This is a genomic window from Rhizobium sp. 2YAF20 (assembly GCF_052114685.1).
In the GTDB taxonomy this organism is placed as follows: Bacteria; Pseudomonadota; Alphaproteobacteria; order Rhizobiales; family Rhizobiaceae; genus Rhizobium.
Window position 1 is genome coordinate 1 of sequence record NZ_JBFRFF010000019.1, and the last position, 17,842, is coordinate 17,842.

Annotated in this window: 18 protein-coding genes; all 18 read left to right on the plus strand. The window is 59.2% G+C overall.

The annotated features are described in order from the left end of the window. A partial coding sequence (locus AB4Z52_RS20345; RefSeq protein WP_442219727.1) for a flagellin occupies positions 1–280 on the plus strand: 280 nt, incomplete at its 5' end. Positions 281–555: 275 nt separating this feature from the next. Further along, positions 556–1,482, plus strand: coding sequence for a flagellin N-terminal helical domain-containing protein (locus AB4Z52_RS20350; protein ID WP_442219728.1), 927 nt, complete (start codon positions 556–558; stop codon positions 1,480–1,482). Positions 1,483–1,751: 269 nt separating this feature from the next. Beyond that, entirely contained in the window at positions 1,752–2,723 is a 972-nt protein-coding gene (locus AB4Z52_RS20355; RefSeq protein ID WP_442219729.1) for a flagellin N-terminal helical domain-containing protein, read from the plus strand. 243 nt (positions 2,724–2,966) lie between these two features. Then, entirely contained in the window at positions 2,967–3,602 is a 636-nt protein-coding gene (locus tag AB4Z52_RS20360; protein WP_442219730.1) for a hypothetical protein, read from the plus strand. Beyond that, a complete protein-coding gene (locus AB4Z52_RS20365; protein WP_442219731.1) occupies positions 3,599–4,966 on the plus strand; it encodes a MotB family protein in 1,368 nt (455 codons plus the stop codon). The genes AB4Z52_RS20360 and AB4Z52_RS20365 overlap by 4 nt, the downstream gene beginning before the upstream one ends. Before the next feature lie 3 nt (positions 4,967–4,969). Beyond that, the gene (gene motC / locus AB4Z52_RS20370) at positions 4,970–6,274 is read left to right on the plus strand and encodes a chemotaxis protein MotC (RefSeq protein WP_442219732.1); all 1,305 of its coding nucleotides are present in this window, start codon (positions 4,970–4,972) and stop codon (positions 6,272–6,274) included. A gap of 2 nt (positions 6,275–6,276) precedes the next feature. After that, positions 6,277–7,887: a flagellar hook-length control protein FliK gene (gene fliK, locus AB4Z52_RS20375; protein ID WP_442219733.1), complete on the plus strand. Its 1,611-nt coding sequence runs from the start codon at positions 6,277–6,279 to the stop codon at positions 7,885–7,887. Further along, positions 7,790–8,395, plus strand: coding sequence for a transglycosylase SLT domain-containing protein (locus AB4Z52_RS20380; protein WP_442219734.1), 606 nt, complete (start codon positions 7,790–7,792; stop codon positions 8,393–8,395). The genes fliK and AB4Z52_RS20380 overlap by 98 nt, the downstream gene beginning before the upstream one ends. A gap of 280 nt (positions 8,396–8,675) precedes the next feature. Continuing rightward, positions 8,676–9,347, plus strand: coding sequence for a transcriptional activator Rem (gene rem, locus AB4Z52_RS20385; protein WP_442219735.1), 672 nt, complete (start codon positions 8,676–8,678; stop codon positions 9,345–9,347). Positions 9,348–9,473: 126 nt separating this feature from the next. Continuing rightward, entirely contained in the window at positions 9,474–10,754 is a 1,281-nt protein-coding gene (locus tag AB4Z52_RS20390; protein ID WP_442219736.1) for a flagellar hook protein FlgE, read from the plus strand. Positions 10,755–10,776: 22 nt separating this feature from the next. Continuing rightward, positions 10,777–12,228, plus strand: a complete 1,452-nt coding sequence (gene flgK / locus AB4Z52_RS20395; protein WP_442219737.1) for a flagellar hook-associated protein FlgK — start codon at positions 10,777–10,779, stop codon at positions 12,226–12,228. A gap of 3 nt (positions 12,229–12,231) precedes the next feature. Beyond that, a complete protein-coding gene (locus AB4Z52_RS20400; protein ID WP_442219738.1) occupies positions 12,232–13,278 on the plus strand; it encodes a flagellar hook-associated family protein in 1,047 nt (348 codons plus the stop codon). Positions 13,279–13,313: 35 nt separating this feature from the next. Beyond that, positions 13,314–13,661, plus strand: coding sequence for a flagellar biosynthesis regulator FlaF (flaF, locus tag AB4Z52_RS20405; protein WP_442219739.1), 348 nt, complete (start codon positions 13,314–13,316; stop codon positions 13,659–13,661). After that, positions 13,658–14,107 (plus strand): flagellar biosynthesis repressor FlbT, encoded by a 450-nt coding sequence (flbT, locus tag AB4Z52_RS20410; protein ID WP_442219740.1) that lies wholly within the window; start codon positions 13,658–13,660, stop codon positions 14,105–14,107. The genes flaF and flbT overlap by 4 nt, the downstream gene beginning before the upstream one ends. Next, entirely contained in the window at positions 14,098–14,571 is a 474-nt protein-coding gene (gene flgD, locus AB4Z52_RS20415; RefSeq protein WP_442219741.1) for a flagellar hook assembly protein FlgD, read from the plus strand. Before flbT ends, flgD begins: the two co-directional genes overlap by 10 nt. A gap of 36 nt (positions 14,572–14,607) precedes the next feature. Next, positions 14,608–14,874 carry a flagellar biosynthesis protein FliQ gene (fliQ, locus tag AB4Z52_RS20420; protein WP_442219742.1) on the plus strand — a complete coding sequence of 89 codons (267 nt, stop codon included), beginning with the start codon at positions 14,608–14,610 and terminating at the stop codon, positions 14,872–14,874. Between the two features lie 124 nt (positions 14,875–14,998). Next, positions 14,999–17,086 carry a flagellar biosynthesis protein FlhA gene (flhA, locus tag AB4Z52_RS20425; protein WP_442219743.1) on the plus strand — a complete coding sequence of 696 codons (2,088 nt, stop codon included), beginning with the start codon at positions 14,999–15,001 and terminating at the stop codon, positions 17,084–17,086. Continuing rightward, complete coding sequence (fliR, locus tag AB4Z52_RS20430) at positions 17,083–17,835, plus strand: flagellar biosynthetic protein FliR (RefSeq protein WP_442219744.1); 753 nt, start codon at positions 17,083–17,085, stop codon at positions 17,833–17,835. Before flhA ends, fliR begins: the two co-directional genes overlap by 4 nt. Positions 17,836–17,842 lie beyond the last annotated feature (7 nt).

A 17,842-nucleotide genomic window follows, 5' to 3' on the forward strand; every position in this document is an offset into this window, starting at 1 on the left:
CGGCATCGACACGGCGCTGACCATGGTTGAAGGCGCATTGAAAGCAATGACCGCGGCCGGCTCGCAGCTCGGCTCGTTGACCGCGCGTATCGACCTGCAGACGACCTTCGTCTCGTCGCTCAGCGACGCCATCAGCTCCGGCGTCGGCAAGCTGGTGGACGCCAACATGGAACAGGAATCGAGCAAGCTTTCTGCCCTGCAGACACAGCAGCAGCTGGCAGTACAGTCGCTCTCGATCGCCAATTCCTCCTCGCAGAGCATCCTGTCGCTCTTCCGTTAATAGGGCGTTCGATCACGCTGCCAGCCCGGCAGTCGCGATCAGGCAGCAAGGAACAGAAACCGCACTCCGAAAGGGGTGCGGTTTTTATTGTTTTGTTAACCCGGTAGGTCGTTCTGTTAACTACTAGTTAACTATAATGTTGTCATCTGCCCCCAACGCAACGGTTGGTTAACTTCACCTAAGGGTTGGTTAACAGGCATGACGCTGATCACCGTTACCGGCCGTAAAGACCGGAATGTCCCCGTTAAAGATATCGCCAAAAGGGGCAATTTTCGATGACCAGCATTTTGACCAACAATGCAGCTATGGCAGCTCTCCAGACGCTGCGCGGCATCAACTCCAACCTGACGGCCACGCAGAAGGCCGTTTCAACAGGCCTGCGCATCTCCAAGGCTTCCGACAATGCCGCCTATTGGTCGATCGCGACGACCATGCGCTCCGACGGCGGTGCGATGAGTGCGGTTTCCGACGCCCTCGGCCTCGGCGCTGCCAAGGTTGACACTGCCTACACCGCAATGGACAGCGCCATCAGCATCGTCCAGTCGATCAAGGCCAAGCTTGTCAGCGCCGAGGAAGGCAGCGTCAGCAAGAACGATATCCAGAACGAAATCCAGCAGCTTCAGCAACAGTTGTCGAGCGTTGCCCAGTCGGCTTCGTTCTCCGGTCAGAACTGGATGGTCGCGTCATCAGGGGCCTCCGCTTCGGTTGTGTCGTCCTTCGTCCGCAGCGCCACGGGTGGCGTCTCGGTGCAGAGCACGAGCTACACGTTCAACGCTTCCGCAACCGGCAATGTCCTGTTCGGTTCGGACTCGGTCGGCGTCATCAGCACCAGCTCCGGCATCCTTGGCACTGTCCAGGCGCTCGCCAACAGTGCAACGAGCTATTCGGTCTACAGCCTCGACATCACCAACATGACTTCGGGCGGCATCGATAGCGCTCTTGGCATGGTCGAGAATTCACTGAAGGCGCTGACAGCGGCAGGTTCGCAGCTCGGCTCGCTCTCCTCGCGCATCGATCTGCAGACGACCTTCGTTTCGGCACTGACCGATTCGATCAGCTCCGGCGTCGGCAAGCTGGTTGACGCCAACATGGAACAGGAATCGAGCAAGCTGACGGCTCTGCAGACGCAGCAGCAACTGGCCATCCAGTCGCTCTCGATTGCCAACAGCAGCGCTCAGAACATCCTCTCGCTCTTCAAGTAAGATCGGCGAATTCCATCCATTCCCAAGGCCGCGCCGGCGACGGTGCGGCCTTGATCTTTTCGTGAGCCTTGACCGTGGCTTGCGCCTCGATCCGGCGATTGCAATTATGACTTGCCGGAATGCTTCATGTCTTGTTAACTCCACCTCGCAGCTGATTTGCTGCAAGCGATGGGCCGTCGCAGGGAATTTCCCGTCGGCTGGCATGAAGCCGAAACGTCGTTGCCGGTTCGATCCGGCCTGCTGTTCTCCACCAAACATACGGGCTTTCAATGGGCACTGTGATAAACTCCGCCGCCTTGGGCGCGCTGACCGTTTTGCGCGGCGTGAACAAGGATCTCGAGAAGGCTCAGGAGCAAGTGTCTTCGACGCTCCGTGTCCAGACCGCGGCAGACGATCCGTCCTACTGGTCCATGGCGACGACGATGCGGTCCGACAGCAGCAGTCTGTCGACGATCAACGATGCCATGAGCCTCGGTGCCAACAAGCTCGACACTGCTTCCACCGCGATGGATAGCGTGATCAGCACGCTCTCGAGCATACAGAAGATTCTTGTCAGCGCCCAGGAGCCCGGAGCCGACAAGACCACGCTGAACCAGTCGTTGCAGCAACTGAAGGATACCTTGCAGACGACGAGCCAGGGCGCATCCGTCGCCGGCGAGAACTGGCTCTACAATACCGATCAGGTTCCCGATTTGACGAAATCCGTCATCAGCGGCTTTGCCCGCGGAACCAGCGGGCAGGTCTACCTTCAATCGGTAAGTTATGACGGCTCCCAGGCACTGATGGTCGACACGGCAGATCCGAGCCGCGGGCTGCTGACAAAGAATATCGACGCCAACGCGATCCAATCCGACGGAACGTCCACCGCCCGCAATTATTATTTGCTGCCGGTCGGATCAGGCGCTGGCCAGACCGGTGGCACGGAAGTAGCACTCTCTACCAGCACCACGACCCAGCAATTGAACGACATGCTGGACGTGGTGAACAGCATGCTCGCCTCCGCAACATCGGCGGGTTCCACCATGGGTGTGATGCAGTCGCGTCTCGACCAGCAATCGAGCTTCATATCAAACCTCACCGACACCCTGACAACGACGATCGGCAGCCTTGTCGACACTAATCAGGAAGAAGCCTCGGCCCGGGTCACCGCTTTGAAGACGGCGCAGCAGATGGGCGTCCAGTCGCTGTCGATCGCCAATACCATGGCAAGCAAGGTGCTCATTCTGCTCCAGGGCAAATGAACGCGAATGGTTGCCGGCAGGCGCCGGCATCATTCATCCTCGCACAAGTTTGACCTCATACTTTCCAGTCGTAAGGCATGGACCTCTGCCGTTCGGCAGGCTTTGCCGAAGCCGCGTTTGCGGCCACAGGACGGAAACCGGAAGCGTGATGATCAACGTTTTGAGCATGAAAATCTGGGAAGCGGGTCAAAGTGATCGCGCGCGCAACAAAAACTCCGGTCAATTGATCGGCGGATACGTCGCATGAGCCCTGCAATTTCGCGCTACCTGAAGGACTTCGGCGCCGAGAGACTGGCCGCTGCCGCCTTTGATTCGGCTCCGTCGTTCGAGAAGCCGGCAGGCTTTGCCGAGCTTTACGAGGAGCCCGTCGTCGATATCGAAGCCGAGCGCCGGCAAGCCTATGCCGAAGGCCACGAGGCCGCCACCCAGGAACTCTCCGAGAAGCATCAGGCAGAGGTCGAGGAGCGCACCTCGGCTCACTCACTTGAACTTGCCGCCCTTCGCGCCGAATACGAGTTCCGAGTGGCCGAGCATATCGCCTCCAGCCTCAAGCAGATTGCCGTGGCGCTCGGACAAGCGGTCAGCATCGAGACGGCGAATGCGCTCGCTCCCGTCATGACGGAAGTGTTGACTGAGAAGGCGGTTGCGGATCTTGCCGAACTGGTCACCGCCGCGATCCTTGGCGGCGTTGTCGGGTCGATCACCGTCGAAGGGCCTCTTCATCTCTTCGATATCCTTGCGGCACAGCTAGGTGAAGACAGCGCCATGCTTCGGCACGTCGAAACGACCGATGTCGATCTCTCCGTGACCATCGGCGACAATGTCATCGTGACGCGCGTGTCTGCCTGGGCAGATAGCTTGAGGAAGATCCTGGCATGAGCGACAGCGAGAACCACCATCACGGCAAAAATGAAATCATCATCATCAAGCGTCATGGCGGCGGAGATCACGAGGGCGGCCATGGCGGCGCCTGGAAGATCGCCTATGCCGACTTCATGACGGCGATGATGGCCTTCTTCCTGGTGATGTGGCTGGTGAACGCGGCAAACGAGGAGACGAAGGCCTCGGTCGCCTCATATTTCAACCCGATCAAGCTTGCTGACGAAAAGCCGACCGAGAAGGGGTTGAAAAAGCCGGTCGACCAGGCCGACGGCGAACAGAACCACGAAAAATCGAAGCAGAAGGAAGAACAGCAGACCAACGGAACGTCAGCAAAGACCGGCGACGACCAGACGGCCACTGCCGGCGACCAAACCAACTATTCCGAAGCTGACTTCTTTGAAAATCCCTATTCCGTCCTTGCTGAAATTGCGCAGGAAGTCGGACAGCAGGCCAATGTCAGCGCCAAGGGCGATGGCGGCGCAAGCACGTCCGGCCCGGCGACCGGGGCCGATGGCGGCGAAGCCTATCGCGATCCCTTCGATCCTGATTTCTGGACCAAACAGGTCCAGGTCTCCAGCGCATCAAAGAAGCAAGGCAAGGAAGATTCCAAGAGCGAAACGGCTTCCAAGGGCGAAGTGGTCGCCATGGCAAAGGCGACCGCTGCGGATACCGGCGAGGTGACCGACCAGCCGCAGACGCCGGAGGACCAGGCGACGGTGTCCGATCAACAGTCGCCGACGAAACCACCGGTGCCGGGACAGAAAAAGCAGCCGGGCCAGCAGCCGACGGCTTCCGATCAGGCAAATGCGGATGAGACGACAGCTGATCAAAAGGCGGGCAGCACCAAGACTGCTGATAATAAGCCTGACGCCCAAAAACCGGCAACGAAGGATCAGGAAAAACAGGCCAAGGACTTGCAGCAGGCGATTACCCAGCAGATCAGCGGCGTTGCCGGTCAGCTCGCGGAGGGTCTTGTCGTTACGCCGTCGGAAGGTGGCCTGCTGGTGACGATCTCCGATCAGGGCAATGATCCGATGTTCAACGTCGGATCGGCGGTCCCTCGCAAGGAGATGGTGCTGGCGATGGAGAAGATCGGCAAGATCCTATCGGATCGCAAGGGCGCGATCGTCATTCGCGGCCATACCGACGGACGACAGTTCAAAGGCACCCAGAAGGACAACTGGCGCCTCTCGCTCGATCGCGCCGAGAGTGCCTACTATATGCTTCTTCACGGCGGACTGGACGAGAAGCGGATATCGCAGGTCTCGGGTTTCGCCGACCGGCGCCTGAAATTGCCGGACGATCCGCTGAACGACGCAAACCGCCGTATCGAAATCCTCGTACAGGGGACTCAGGGATAGCTCATGGCGCGCGCAATGCATCGCTACAGCCTGATGCTCGCCCTGACCCTTTGCGCCTTCGTGCCGGGGCCCGGTCGGGCTGAAGATCAGCAGGATCTTCCGCCATACAAGATGCTGCGTTCGCTGCAATTCGTTCAGGACTCGGTTGTGCTCGGGGACAACTCAGCCGCCGAGATGCAGCGGTTCCTGCTAACGACGCTCGACGAGCGACTGCGCTCCGCCGACAAGACCGTCTTCGACGACAGCCGGAATGTCGATGCCGTGCTGATCTACGCAATGAGCGGCGGCAATCCCTCGACCCTGGAATATCTGATGTCGCGCGATGTCAACGGCCACTTCGACAACCGCGTCGCCGACGTGTTGCGCAAATACCTGAACGGCAAGGGGCTGCTTGTCGTCAACACGATGGTGGACGTTGCCAAGGAGTATCGCGACAAGAAGATCGGCCCCTATCTGTCGCTGGTGGCGGGCAACGTGATGAGCGCCAAGAACCCGAAGGCGGCCCTCCAGCTCTATGATTGGGCAAGGCTGACTGCGCCTGGAACGATCGTCGAGGAGGCGGCACTCCGCCGTTCGATAGCCTTGGCGACCGAGGCCAAGATGGTGCCCGAAGGCTTTGCCTATTCGCAGCGCTATGTCAGGCGCTTCCTTCATTCGCCCTATGCAAGCCAGTTTGCCGATCTGTTCGTTCAGCTGGTGGTCGACGACAGCGCCGGTGTAAAGCCTGAGGATGTCGTCGACATCCTGTCCTTCATGGACCCGCCGCGCCGACGCGAAGTCTATCTGCGCATCGCGCGCCGGGCGGCCATCTCCGGCAAGAACGAGCTGGCAACGATGGCCTCTAGCCGTGCGCAGGAAATTGCCAGCGACGATAGCGAGGCCTTCGGCGCGCTGGCCAGCCTCTATGGCGGCGTTGCCAATATCTCGACCCCGGATGTCGGCGTTGCCATCCGCAATATCAATCAGATACCGGATGGAGAACTCAATCCTCGGGATCGGGCGCTTCGCGATGCCGCCAAGGCGATGGCGGAAGCGGTTACGAGGGCGCCGGATCCGAAAAGCCTGACGCAAGCCTCATCATCTAATGTAGTCAAACCAGAGACTACTGAACACGATGCAGCCGCAGCCGCCAAGGCGCCCGGAGACAAATCCTCCGGTTCGGCGAGTGTGAAGCCGGGAACAGCCACCGAGGTGGCAACCCAGGACGGAGGAGGGCAGGACGCCGCTTCTTCATTCAATACATTCGTCACGACAAGCCGATCGAAGCTTGATGTCATCGATGGCCTGTTGAAGCAGGAAAGTCACTGATCATGGTGGATATTGCTATTCAGAATGCGCCGCTGGGCCCGGATGCGTTGACGGCGTCAAGAAGCGGCCGCAGCTCCAAGCAAGATGACAAGGATGGTAGCGGCTTCCTGAATGCCCTGTCCAGTTCGGGCGGCGGCGGGCGGCAGTCTGCCAAGACCACCAACGATGACAAGACCAATCCGGCTGCGCAGTCGGATTCCGGCGCCAGCGCGGACGCAGCCACTTCTGATGGCTCTTCGGCCGACGCTGCAGCGCTGTCTGCGGCAACGACGGATGCAAAATTGGCCGCGGATGGCTCGATGTCGACCAGTGTAGCCGGTTCACCAGGCGACCCGATAGGTACAAAGGCGCCGGCCGGCCTGAAAACACCGCCGCTGCTTTCCGGCTTCCCAAAGTCGCTTCTGGGTTTTCAGAAGCCGGCTGAGGCCGATCAATCGCAGGCGACGGATGCTAAAACGTCGACCGACGCCAAAACCACCGTGACTGCCAAGCCGACCGGCGACCTGGTCCAGCAACTGGCGGCCGGGCTGCCGGCGGACCAGATTGCAGCGGTCCAGCCTCCTGCAGGCAAGCCTGACGCCACCGGGCCTGCCAAGACCGTAAAAGCCGCAGAGACCACCGACACCAAATCTAGCGATACGCCGGCATCTGACGCAAGTGGTGCCGTATCGGATGCGCTGTCGCTGCTCAATGTCCCTCAGGCAGCTGCAGCGCCCGTCGTACTCCAGACCGTAGCAACGGCATTCGCTGGCGCCGCCAACGCGCACGCAACCGCTGAGCCGGCGCCAGAGCAGCCGGTTTCGAAGATCGCAGCGGATAGGATGACCACTGCCGTGAGCGACGCCAGCAGCGGTCCGACAGCAGCGGTGACCACGACCGACGGCGCCACGCAAACCTTCAAGTTCATCCGCGCAGACGGCCGTAGCGGCGCCATGGATATGTCGATCGGCAAGGGCAGTGACGATGCCGCCCAACTCGACGTCAAGGCGACAGCAAGCGCCAGTGGCGATACGGTCACGGTGCTGGATCAGCGCCGGTTCCTTGGGCTGGCCGATGGCTCGAATTCGGCTGTCGTCACAGGCGCGCTTGCCGGCGACAAGGAATGGGCAGCGACTATGCGGTCAGGCTCGGCGCTAACGAACGCCGACGGCACCGCCGCGACAGGCAAGGTTGTCAACACACTAAAAATTCAGATGAACCCGGTCGACCTTGGGGTCGTGACAGCGACGATGCGGCTGTCCGGCGATCAGTTGAGCGTCGATCTCAAGGTTCATTCCGCCGAGGCCTACCGCCAGCTCAGCACCGATCAGAGCAAGATGGTGGACGCGCTTCGGGCACAAGGCTATGCGGTGGACCGCATTACGGTCTCGATGGCGCCGACCACCTCGGATGCCGGCGACAAGCAAAGCCAGCCGGGCTTCCAGGGACAGCAGTCGCAGCAGCAGTCCGCGGCCAATCAGGGCCAGGGCAGCGAGGCTCAGGCCAGACGGCAGGGCTATTCAGGACAGCAGACGAATGGAAACGACAGTGGCCGGAGCTCGAAGGACGTGGCCGTGGACGACGGTGTTGCTGGCAGCGCTCAGCGCGTTCGCAGCGGCAGCGTCTACCTCTAATGCGCAAGCCTCGGCGGTCGGCCTTTGCGAGCGTGAGATCCAGGCGGCGGCGGCCAAATATGGCATCCCTGAAGGCATTCTCTACTCCGTGGGCCTGACTGAAACCGGACGCAAGGGATCGCTCTATCCCTACGCTCTGAACATCGAAGGAAAGCCCTTTTTCCCTCCGTCCGAAGATGCCGCACTTCAGCAGTTTGCAATGGCCAAGCAGGCGGGTGCCAAGCTCATCGACATCGGTTGCATGCAGATCAATCACTACTTCCATGGCGAGAATTTTGCCTCCGTCGAGGCCATGTTCGACCCCCACGCCAACGTGGAATATGCGGCGAAATTCCTTCGCGACCTGCACGACAGACACGACACATGGACCATGGCGGTTGCACGCTACCACGCCGGCCCGAACAACAATCCCGAACAGAAGGTCTATGTCTGCCGTGTCATCGCCAATCTGGTCGCCACCGGTTATGGCAAATGGACCCCCAACGCAGCCGTTTTTTGTCAGAACTGATTAGCCGTTAAGTTGCATTTTTATCACATAAGGCCATTGACCATTGTGGCGACAATGCGGGCAAAAAATGGAAGGCAAGGCCGACCTTCACGATGTCTTAATTTTTCCACCGCTTTCTTGTGCCAAGATGACACTACGCATACTAGATGTAGGTCAAATCGCGGCATGAATCTTAAGCAATGGTTAATTCATGCCACTCACTTCCTGCAGTTGTTCGTGATTCGCCCGATTCGTACCCATTACACAGCGGAAACGCCACAACTGATTCGGAGGCGGACGAATGATCGTAGTGGTTGACGAGCGAGAGCTTGTTAAAGACGGATACACATCCCTTTTTGGGCGCGAAGGCATTCCATCGACGGGGTTCGATCCTCGCGAGTTCGGGGAGTGGGTCCAGACCGCGGCGGACGGCGATATTGCTGCCGTCGAGGCGTTTCTCATCGGCCAGGGACAGCATGTTCACCAGCTGCCGCGGGCGATACGAGATCGCTCGCTGGCCCCGGTCATTGCGGTCAGCGATCATCCCTCGCTCGAGGCGACTTTGGCGCTGTTTGATTGCGGCGTCGACGACGTGGTCCGCAAGCCGGTTCACCCCAGGGAAATCCTTGCACGCGCCGCCGCCATCCGCCGCCGGCTGAAGGCGATCGCCAACTATACCGACGTCGGTTCCATCAGGGTTTTCTCGGATGGACGCGACCCGGAGATCGGCGGCGATGTGTTCGCCTTGCCCCGTCGCGAACGGCGCATCCTCGAATACTTGATTTCCAATCGCGGACGCCGGGTCACCAAGACCCAGATCTTCAACGCGATCTACGGCATCTTCGACGAAGAGGTCGAAGAGAACGTCGTCGAGAGCCACATCTCGAAGCTGCGCAAGAAGCTGCGCAAGAAGCTCGGCTTTGATCCGGTCGATAGCAAGCGGTTCCTCGGATACTGCATCGACTGGAGCTGACGGCGAACCGCCGGCTCCTGCAACCCTTAGAAAATGCTTCTTGATATCGGGCTTTTCCTCTTCAGACAGCTTCACGCAAGGAAGGCCACATAGGCTTGCGATTACGAGGAAAATGAGGATTTTCAGATGAGCATTTTCGGCAGCATGAAGACGGCGGTTTCAGGGATGAATGCCCAGGCCAATCGTCTGGGCACCGTTTCGGACAACATCGCCAATTCGAGCACGACGGGTTACAAGGAAGCCACAACGAGCTTTTCCTCGCTCGTCCTGCCACAGGGTTCGGGAAACTACAATTCCGGTGGTGTCGAAACGACCATCCAGTACGCGATCTCCCAGCAGGGCAACATCTCCTACACCACCTCCACGAACGACCTTGCCATCCAGGGCAGCGGCTTCTTCGTCGTGTCGGATGCCGCCGGCACGCCCTACATGACCCGCGCCGGCAACTTCGCGCCTGACAGTTCGGGAAATCTGGTGAACTCCGCCGGCTTTACGCTGATGGGCTATTCCTACGGTTCAGGCTCCCCCTCCGTCGTCGTCAACGGGTTCAACGGTCTGGTGCCGATCAACGTCAACCAGACCGGTTTGACCGCAGTGGCCTCGACGAGCGGAAATCTTGCTGGCAACCTGAATTCCAATGATACGGCTGTCACCACTGCCGCAAATGTCGCATCCGCAAATAATTCGACCGCGACGCCGTCAGAAAAAAGTTCGGTCGTGGGCTACGACAGCCAGGGCAATGCGATCACCTACGACGTCTACTACACCAAGACTGCCGCGAACACTTGGGATGTGGCCGTCTACAACCATGCCGATGCTACCGCTGGCAACACTCCATTTCCTTATACGCCTGCGGCCAGCGCATTCCTTGGCGGCGGAACGATGGTATTCAACGCAAATGGCCAACTGACCACCACAGGAACAATTACCCCCACCGCGCCGCTTACAGTCAATCCAACCGCTCCGCAGCCGATCAAAATCGACATGTCGGGTTTCACTCAGCTCGCCAGCGGCTTCACTGCAACGGGTAAGGTCAACGGTCAGGCACCGAACCCGGTAAAGAGCGTGACGATCGGCAAGGATGGAACCGTATCCGCGCTCTATGGCGACGGCAGCAGCAAGAACCTCTACCGCATTCCGCTTGCAACCGTTGCCAGCCCCGATCTGCTCACCCTTCAGAGCGGCAACGTCTATTCGGCGAACGGCCAGTCGGGCGTCACCGTTACGGGCTTTCCGCAGACGGGCCAGTTCGGCTACGTCCAGTCCGGCGCCCTCGAAGAATCCAACGTCGACCTCGCAAGCGAGCTGACGAACATGATCGAGGCGCAGAAGAGCTACACGGCAAATTCCAAGGTGTTCCAGGCCGGATCCGAGCTGATGGACGTTCTTGTGAACCTCCAGCGGTAAAATCAAGAGTTAGAGGACGGCCATGTCACTCACGCAGGCACTCAATACCGCGCAGCAGATATTCAACAATACGGGCACACAAAGCAGCACCGTAGCGAACAATATCTCCAACGTGAACAACGCAAACTACGTCCGGCGCCAGGCGGTCTTGACCGTCTCGTCGGGTGGTGCGCAGGTCGTACAGATTGCCCGAAATCAGGAGCCGTCCCTCCAGCGTCAATTCCTCGGAACCACATCGAGCGATGCCGCCCAGCAGCGGGTTTTGCAAGGATTTACCGACCTTCAGTCGGCAACCGTCGGCGGCAACAACAACGAGTTGGCGCCGGCCACCTATCTGTCCGCCTTTCAAACGGCCCTGACCACCTATGCCGGTTCTCCCAACAGCGCGACGGCAGCACAGGCGGCAGTAACTGCCGCCCAGGACGTTGCTACGTCCCTCAACAACGCGACCAATTCCGTGCAGGCGATCCGTACCAACGCCGACAAGGAGATCGCGACGAACGTCAGTACGCTGAACAACCTGTTGACGCAGTTCCAAACCGCAAACGACGCGGTGAAGACGGCAACAGCGCTCGGCGGCAATACATCGACTGCGCTGTCCGACGCGCTCGACCAGCGTGACAGCATCCTCAAACAGATCTCCTCGATCGTCGGCGTCACCACGGTCACGCGCGCCAATAATGACATGGCGCTCTATACCTCTTCCGGAACAACTCTTTTCGAGACCTTGCCACGGTCGGTGACCTTCAACCCAACCAACGTCTATTCCGCAACCACCAAAGGCAACGCCGTCTATATCGACGGGGTCGCGGTCGACCCCGGAACAGGTGCTGCCACGACAGGGCAGGGAACGCTGCAGGCGCTGCTTCAGGTTCGCGACAATGTTGCTCCGACCTATCAGAACCAGTTAGACGAGATCGCGCGCGGCCTTGTCACGGCGTTTTCGGAAACGACGAGCGCTGGACCGGCTCCTGGTCTTTTCACCTGGAGCGGCACCACCACTCCAGCCAGTGGAACCTTAGTTTCGGGCCTTGCCGGGAGTATCTCGGTTAGTAGTGCTGCTGACACCAATCCGAGCAAGCTTCGGGACGGCACGATCAACACCGCTGGTATCAACCAGAATGCAACCGGCGACAGTGGCTATTCCACGCTCCTCGACAGCTACGGCACGGCGATCAACACCTCAATGACGTTCGACGCGGCCGCCGGCACCAGCACCAATGGGAGCATCGTCAGTTTTGCCTCCGGTTCCGTCGGCTGGCTGGAAGCGCAGCGCAGTGCTGCAACCTCGGCCTCGGAAAGCACGTCGGCAGCACTGTCTCGCTCGTCGGATGCATACTCGAACGGGACGGGCGTCAATCTCGATGAAGAGCTGACGCTGATGATGGATATAGAGCAGTCCTACAAGGCCGGTACGAAGATATTAAATACCGTCAACCAGATGCTTCAAGCAGTTCTAGATATTGTGAGCTAAGCAATGAAACTTTCCTCGATTTCGAGCAGCGCTATTCAAAACGCCATGCGGCTGACCATCCGGCAGTCGCAGAACGACATGACGCAAGCCTCCCTCGAGGCGACAACGGGTGTCTACGCGGATATCGGCGTTTCGCTCGGCGGCAAGACGGCTCAGAGCATCGACCTGACGCGCGAGACCTCGCGCATCGACGCCATCCTCGGCAGCAATTCGGTTGCCGAAGGCAGGATGACTGCCTCGCAGGACGCATTGAGCAATATGTCGACGGCGGCGCAGGACTTCATGAACCAGCTGATCGCGCTGCGTGGCAACAAGGACAGCACGAGCGCAGCGCTGACGCAGCAGAAGGCCACGGATTCGCTGAGCAGCCTCATCGGCGCCGGCAACACCATGGTCAACGGCCAGTATATCTTTGCCGGCACCAATACCGATGTGCAGCCGCTGACCGACAACAGCACCACGGCGACGACTGACATTCAGACCGCCCTGACGGCCTATTCAACTGGTCTGGGTGTCCCGACAAGCCAGCTTACCGGCGCCCAGATGACCACTTTCATCACGACAAAGGTCGAGCCGATGTTCGCCGCCTCCGGTGCCGGCAGCAAGTGGAACCAATGGTCGGCTGCGTCCAGCCAGAACTTGACGAGCCGGATCAGCAACTCGGAAGTGGTCGATACGTCCACCAACGCCAACGGGCCAGGTATGCGCTACCTGGCGCTGGCTGCAACGGTGACGACCGCATTGTCGGGACTGCCCCTGAGCTCGGACGCGGCAAATGCAGTCACCGACCAGGCGACCAGCTATGCACGCCAGGCGGTCGACGGTTTGAACGAACAGGCAAGTCAGCTAGGCCTTTCCCAGTCGCGGGCAACCAAGGCGGATGATGCGTTGAATGCCCAGAAGAATATCTTCAACAACAGCATCGTCGATCTGCAGGGCGTTGATCCTTACGAAGCGTCGACGAAAGTCAACAGCTTGGAAACGCAGCTCCAGACCGCCTACACGATCGTTTCGAAAATACAGCAGTTGAGTCTCGTGAATTACCTTTGATGATCAAGGGTTCGCAAGAATAAGAGGATGCATGAATGTATCAGTTCTCATATGCGGAAGTCATGCAGGATGCGGTGGTGGACGCCAGGGAACGGGAGCGCCAGGTCCTGGACCGCTCCATCGCCCTACTGGCCGCAGCGCAGGAAAAGGAAAAGTACTCCCGCGAAGCGATCGAGGCTTTGTTCTACACAAGACGGGTTTGGGTCACCTTCATCGAGGATCTGAAAAACCCCGAAAATCAGCTTGATATACAGCTGCGTGCCAATCTGATTTCCATCGCGATCTGGATCTTGAAGGAATGTGAGCGGATCAGGAAGCGGCAGTCGACAAATTATCAGGGCATCATCGATGTCACCACCATCATCAGGGATGGACTTAAATGAAAAGTACCCTTCGTATATCGCTAAAAGCCGGTGAGAAAATCTTTATAAACGGGGCCGTGCTTCGCGTAGACCGTAAGGTCGCTTTGGAGTTCCTGAATGACGTGACTTTCCTGCTCGAGAACCATGTTCTCCAGCCGGAAGACGCGACGACACCGCTGCGCCAGCTCTATTTCATCGCACAGATGATCCTGATCAATCCCGAGGGCAAGGACCAGTCGACGGCGATGTTCCGCAAGTCGATCGTCATGCTGCTGACCTGCTTCAAAAATGACGAAGTCCTGGCCGAGCTGAAGCGCGTCGACGGTCTTGTCGCCACCGGCCGCGCCTTCGATGCCTTGAAGGCCATCCGCAGTCTCTACGCGGTCGAGGACAGCATCCTCAACAGCCACGAAATGCCGGCAGCGACGATCGAACAGATTCGCAAGGAGATCGCACCATGGCGGTAGATCCTGTCAGCGCCATGGCGACCAACAACTCCACAGCCAATGCCAACAGTTCGAATGCGGCGACGGCGGCCGCCGGCGCGACCATCAACTACAACGACTTCCTGCAGCTCCTCATCGCCCAGATGAAGCAGCAGGACCCGACAAGTCCGATGGATGCCACCGCGCAGATTTCGCAGCTCGCCAGCTTCTCGCAGGTCGAACAGCAGATCCAGACGAACTCGCATCTTGAAACCGTACTGTCGAACCAGATGCTGGCCGAGGCAGCAAGCTACGTCGGCAAAGACATCACCAGCGCCGACGGCACCATCAGCGGCACGGTCAAGGAAGTCAGTGTGTATTCCGACGGCATCGTTGCAATTACCGCGGCCGGCGATAAGGTTCTCGTACAGCCGGGAATCAGTGTATTCTCTGCGGGCGGCAGTTCAACAAGCAACACTGACACCAGTACCGACACGAGCTCGTAACACCGGCTCCTCGTATGAAACGGGAATAGCCTCGATATGAATGAAGCCGATGCACTGGACATCTTTCAGGCGGCAATCTGGACGGTCCTCATCGCCTCGGGTCCGGCTGTTCTTGCCGCCATGATCGTCGGTCTGGTCATCGCCCTCATTCAGGCGCTGACCCAGATCCAGGAGGCGACGCTGACCTTCGTGCCGAAGATCGTCGCCGTCTTGGTGACGGTCGGCGTGACGGCGCCTTTCGTCGGCTCACAGATTTCGATCTTCACCAATCTGGTGTTTTCAAGGATCCAGTCCGGCTTTTGAGCCCTGGGCAAGGGCAGAGTGCCGGCAATCATCCTCGCGCAAGCTTCGTCTCCTAATTCTCGGTTTAAATGGATAAGTGGCCTTGCCGCTTGTCTCCTCTCATGAAGAGACGGAAACCGACACAATGTCGCAGCCACCTGCAATAGCCCTTCCGAAAGTCAATCCGAGCCTGCGCGATGTCGGCTTTGCGATGGGCATCGTCCTTATCCTCTGCGTCCTGTTCCTGCCCATTCCGCCGTTCCTGATCGATATGGGGCTGGCGTTTTCGATAGCGCTTTCCGTGCTGATCCTGATGGTTGCGCTGTGGATCCAGAAACCGCTGGAATTCTCGTCCTTCCCGACCATCCTGCTGATTGCGACGATGACGCGTCTGGCGCTGAACATAGCGACGACGCGTGTCATCCTTTCGCATGGCTTCGAGGGCGACAGGGCCGCCGGCGGGGTGATCGCCGGCTTTGCCAATCTTGTCATGTCCGGCGACTTCGTCATCGGTCTGATCGTCTTCCTCATCCTCATCACCATCAATTTCATCGTCATCACCAAGGGTGCGACGCGTATCGCCGAAGTCGGCGCCCGCTTCACCCTCGACGCCATCCCCGGCAAGCAGATGGCGATTGACGCCGACTTGTCGGCGGGCCTGATCGACGAGAAGGAAGCGCAGCGCCGGCGCAAGGAGCTGGAGGAGGAGAGCTCGTTCTTCGGCGCGATGGACGGTGCCTCGAAGTTCGTGCGCGGCGACGCGGTGGCCGGCCTTCTGATTACCAGTATCAACGTCTTCGGCGGCATCATCATCGGTTATTTCCGCCATGGCATGCCGATCGGCCAGGCAGCCGACGTCTTCGTCAAACTCTCGGTCGGCGACGGTCTCGTTGCCCAGATGCCGGCGCTGATCGTCTCGCTGGCGGCGGGCTTTCTCGTTACCCGCGGCGGCAGCTCCGGCTCGACCGACCAGGCCGTCATCAATCAGCTAAGCGGCTATCCGCGCGCGCTTGCGGTCGCAGCCGTCCTCATGGGCATCCTGGCGATCATGCCGGGCCTGCCGTTCCTTCCCTTCATGACGCTCGGCGGCCTTATGGCCACCGGCGCCTGGCTGATCCCACGCCAGATCGAGGCCGGCAACAAAATCCTCCGCGACCAGGAGGAAAAGAAGGTCATGCAGTCGAAAGAGCTCGAGAAGGATAGCGTCAAGTCGGTCTTGAAGACATCGGAAATCGAGCTGGCGCTCGGCAAGATCGTCTCCACCCGCATGCTCGGCGCCCACCAGGAGCTTGCCTTCCGTGTCGGCAAGATGCGAAAGAAATTCGCCACGCAATACGGCTTCGTCGTCCCCGAGATCAAGGTCACCGACGACATCGCCATTGCCGACAAATCCTACCAGATCCGCATTCACGGCACGACGATCGCCTCGAACATCCTGCGTGTAGGCGAAGTGCTTGTCGTCACCGGCGCCGGCCGCAAGCCGACCATTCCAGGCGACGAGATTCGCGAACCCGCCTTCGGCATGCCGGCGGTCTCGGTTCTCGAGGCCTTTGCCGAAGATCTGAAACGCGAAGGCTTCCAGCCGATCGACAATGTCTCCGTCGTGCTGACGCATATGAGCGAGGTCATTCGCAACAATCTGCCGGCTCTGCTGTCCTACAAGGACGTCAAGATCCTGATCGACAGGCTGGACCCGGAGTACAAGAAGCTCGCCGACGAGATATGCACCTCGCACATGTCCTATTCCGGCCTGCAGGCGGTCTTGAAGCTGCTGCTTGCAGAGCGCGTCTCGATCCGCAACCTGCACCTCATCCTCGAAGCCGTTGCCGAGCTTGCGCCCCATGTCCGCAAGACCGAACAGATCGTCGAGCATGTCCGGGTGCGGATGTCGCAGCAGCTTTGCGGCGATCTGGCCGACAATGGTGTTCTTCGCGTCCTGCGGCTTGGCAGCAAGTGGGACCTTGTCTTCCACCAGGCGCTGAAGCGCGATCCCAAGGGCGAGGTCATCGAATTCGACATCGATCCGCGCACGCTCGAGGAGTTCAGCGAGCAGGCCACCAAAGTTATCCGTGAATTCATGGACCGTGGACTGCCATTCGTACTTGTCACGTCGCCCGAAACACGATCCTATGTGCGCATGATCGTCGAACGCTTGTTCGCGACTCTTCCCGTTTTGTCGCATGTGGAATTGGCAAAGGGAATCGAGATCAAGATTCTGGGCGCCATTTCATGATTTCAGACCCTCAGGGGACCATCCTTGCCTTGTTTCTCGCATTCTGCCGTATAGGCGCTTGCGTGATGGTTCTCCCGGGGTTTTCTTCCGGCCGCATTCCGCAGCAGATCCGTCTTCTCGTTGCCGTTGCCCTGTCGATGGCCATCCTGCCCGTGCTTTGGGACACGATCTATCCAAAGGCCGCAGCCGGCGGCGCCAGTTACATCAGCCTCATCTTCACGGAATCGCTGATCGGCGCGATGTATGGGATGATGGCGCGGCTTTATACCATCGGCCTACAGTTTGCAGGCTCGATCATAGCCATGCTCATTGGCTTCAATGCACCTGGCGGCATGGATATCGTCGAGGATGCCGGCGAAACGTCGCTTACCAGCTTGATCACCTTTGCCGGCCTGATGATCCTCTTCATCATGGATTTCCATCATTACGTCTTCAAGGCGCTGATCGATTCCTACACTGTCGTTCCGTTTGGCGGGCATCTGCAGATGCAGGCGACGCTCATATCCTTCACCGACACGCTGCAGGCGACCACCTACATCATGCTGCGGCTGGCAAGCCCCTTCGTCCTGTACGGGCTGATGTTTCAGATTTCGATCGGCTTCATCAACAAGCTGGCGCCGCAGATTCCCATCTACTTCATCTCGACCCCGTACCTGTTGATGGGCGGTCTCTTCATGCTTTATCTCAGCATAGCCGCCATGCTCAGCCAGTTCTCGGATGCTTTCGTCAGCATCTATAACGGCCACTGACGGGGAG

Coding starts and splice junctions, on each gene's coding strand:
- AB4Z52_RS20350 (WP_442219728.1), top strand. CDS start 556: ATGACCAGCATTTTGACCAACAATGCAGCTATGGCAGCTCTCCAGACG.
- AB4Z52_RS20355 (WP_442219729.1), top strand. CDS start 1,752: ATGGGCACTGTGATAAACTCCGCCGCCTTGGGCGCGCTGACCGTTTTG.
- AB4Z52_RS20360 (WP_442219730.1), top strand. CDS start 2,967: ATGAGCCCTGCAATTTCGCGCTACCTGAAGGACTTCGGCGCCGAGAGA.
- AB4Z52_RS20365 (WP_442219731.1), top strand. CDS start 3,599: ATGAGCGACAGCGAGAACCACCATCACGGCAAAAATGAAATCATCATC.
- motC (WP_442219732.1), top strand. CDS start 4,970: ATGGCGCGCGCAATGCATCGCTACAGCCTGATGCTCGCCCTGACCCTT.
- fliK (WP_442219733.1), top strand. CDS start 6,277: ATGGTGGATATTGCTATTCAGAATGCGCCGCTGGGCCCGGATGCGTTG.
- AB4Z52_RS20380 (WP_442219734.1), top strand. CDS start 7,790: ATGGAAACGACAGTGGCCGGAGCTCGAAGGACGTGGCCGTGGACGACG.
- rem (WP_442219735.1), top strand. CDS start 8,676: ATGATCGTAGTGGTTGACGAGCGAGAGCTTGTTAAAGACGGATACACA.
- AB4Z52_RS20390 (WP_442219736.1), top strand. CDS start 9,474: ATGAGCATTTTCGGCAGCATGAAGACGGCGGTTTCAGGGATGAATGCC.
- flgK (WP_442219737.1), top strand. CDS start 10,777: ATGTCACTCACGCAGGCACTCAATACCGCGCAGCAGATATTCAACAAT.
- AB4Z52_RS20400 (WP_442219738.1), top strand. CDS start 12,232: ATGAAACTTTCCTCGATTTCGAGCAGCGCTATTCAAAACGCCATGCGG.
- flaF (WP_442219739.1), top strand. CDS start 13,314: ATGTATCAGTTCTCATATGCGGAAGTCATGCAGGATGCGGTGGTGGAC.
- flbT (WP_442219740.1), top strand. CDS start 13,658: ATGAAAAGTACCCTTCGTATATCGCTAAAAGCCGGTGAGAAAATCTTT.
- flgD (WP_442219741.1), top strand. CDS start 14,098: ATGGCGGTAGATCCTGTCAGCGCCATGGCGACCAACAACTCCACAGCC.
- fliQ (WP_442219742.1), top strand. CDS start 14,608: ATGAATGAAGCCGATGCACTGGACATCTTTCAGGCGGCAATCTGGACG.
- flhA (WP_442219743.1), top strand. CDS start 14,999: ATGTCGCAGCCACCTGCAATAGCCCTTCCGAAAGTCAATCCGAGCCTG.
- fliR (WP_442219744.1), top strand. CDS start 17,083: ATGATTTCAGACCCTCAGGGGACCATCCTTGCCTTGTTTCTCGCATTC.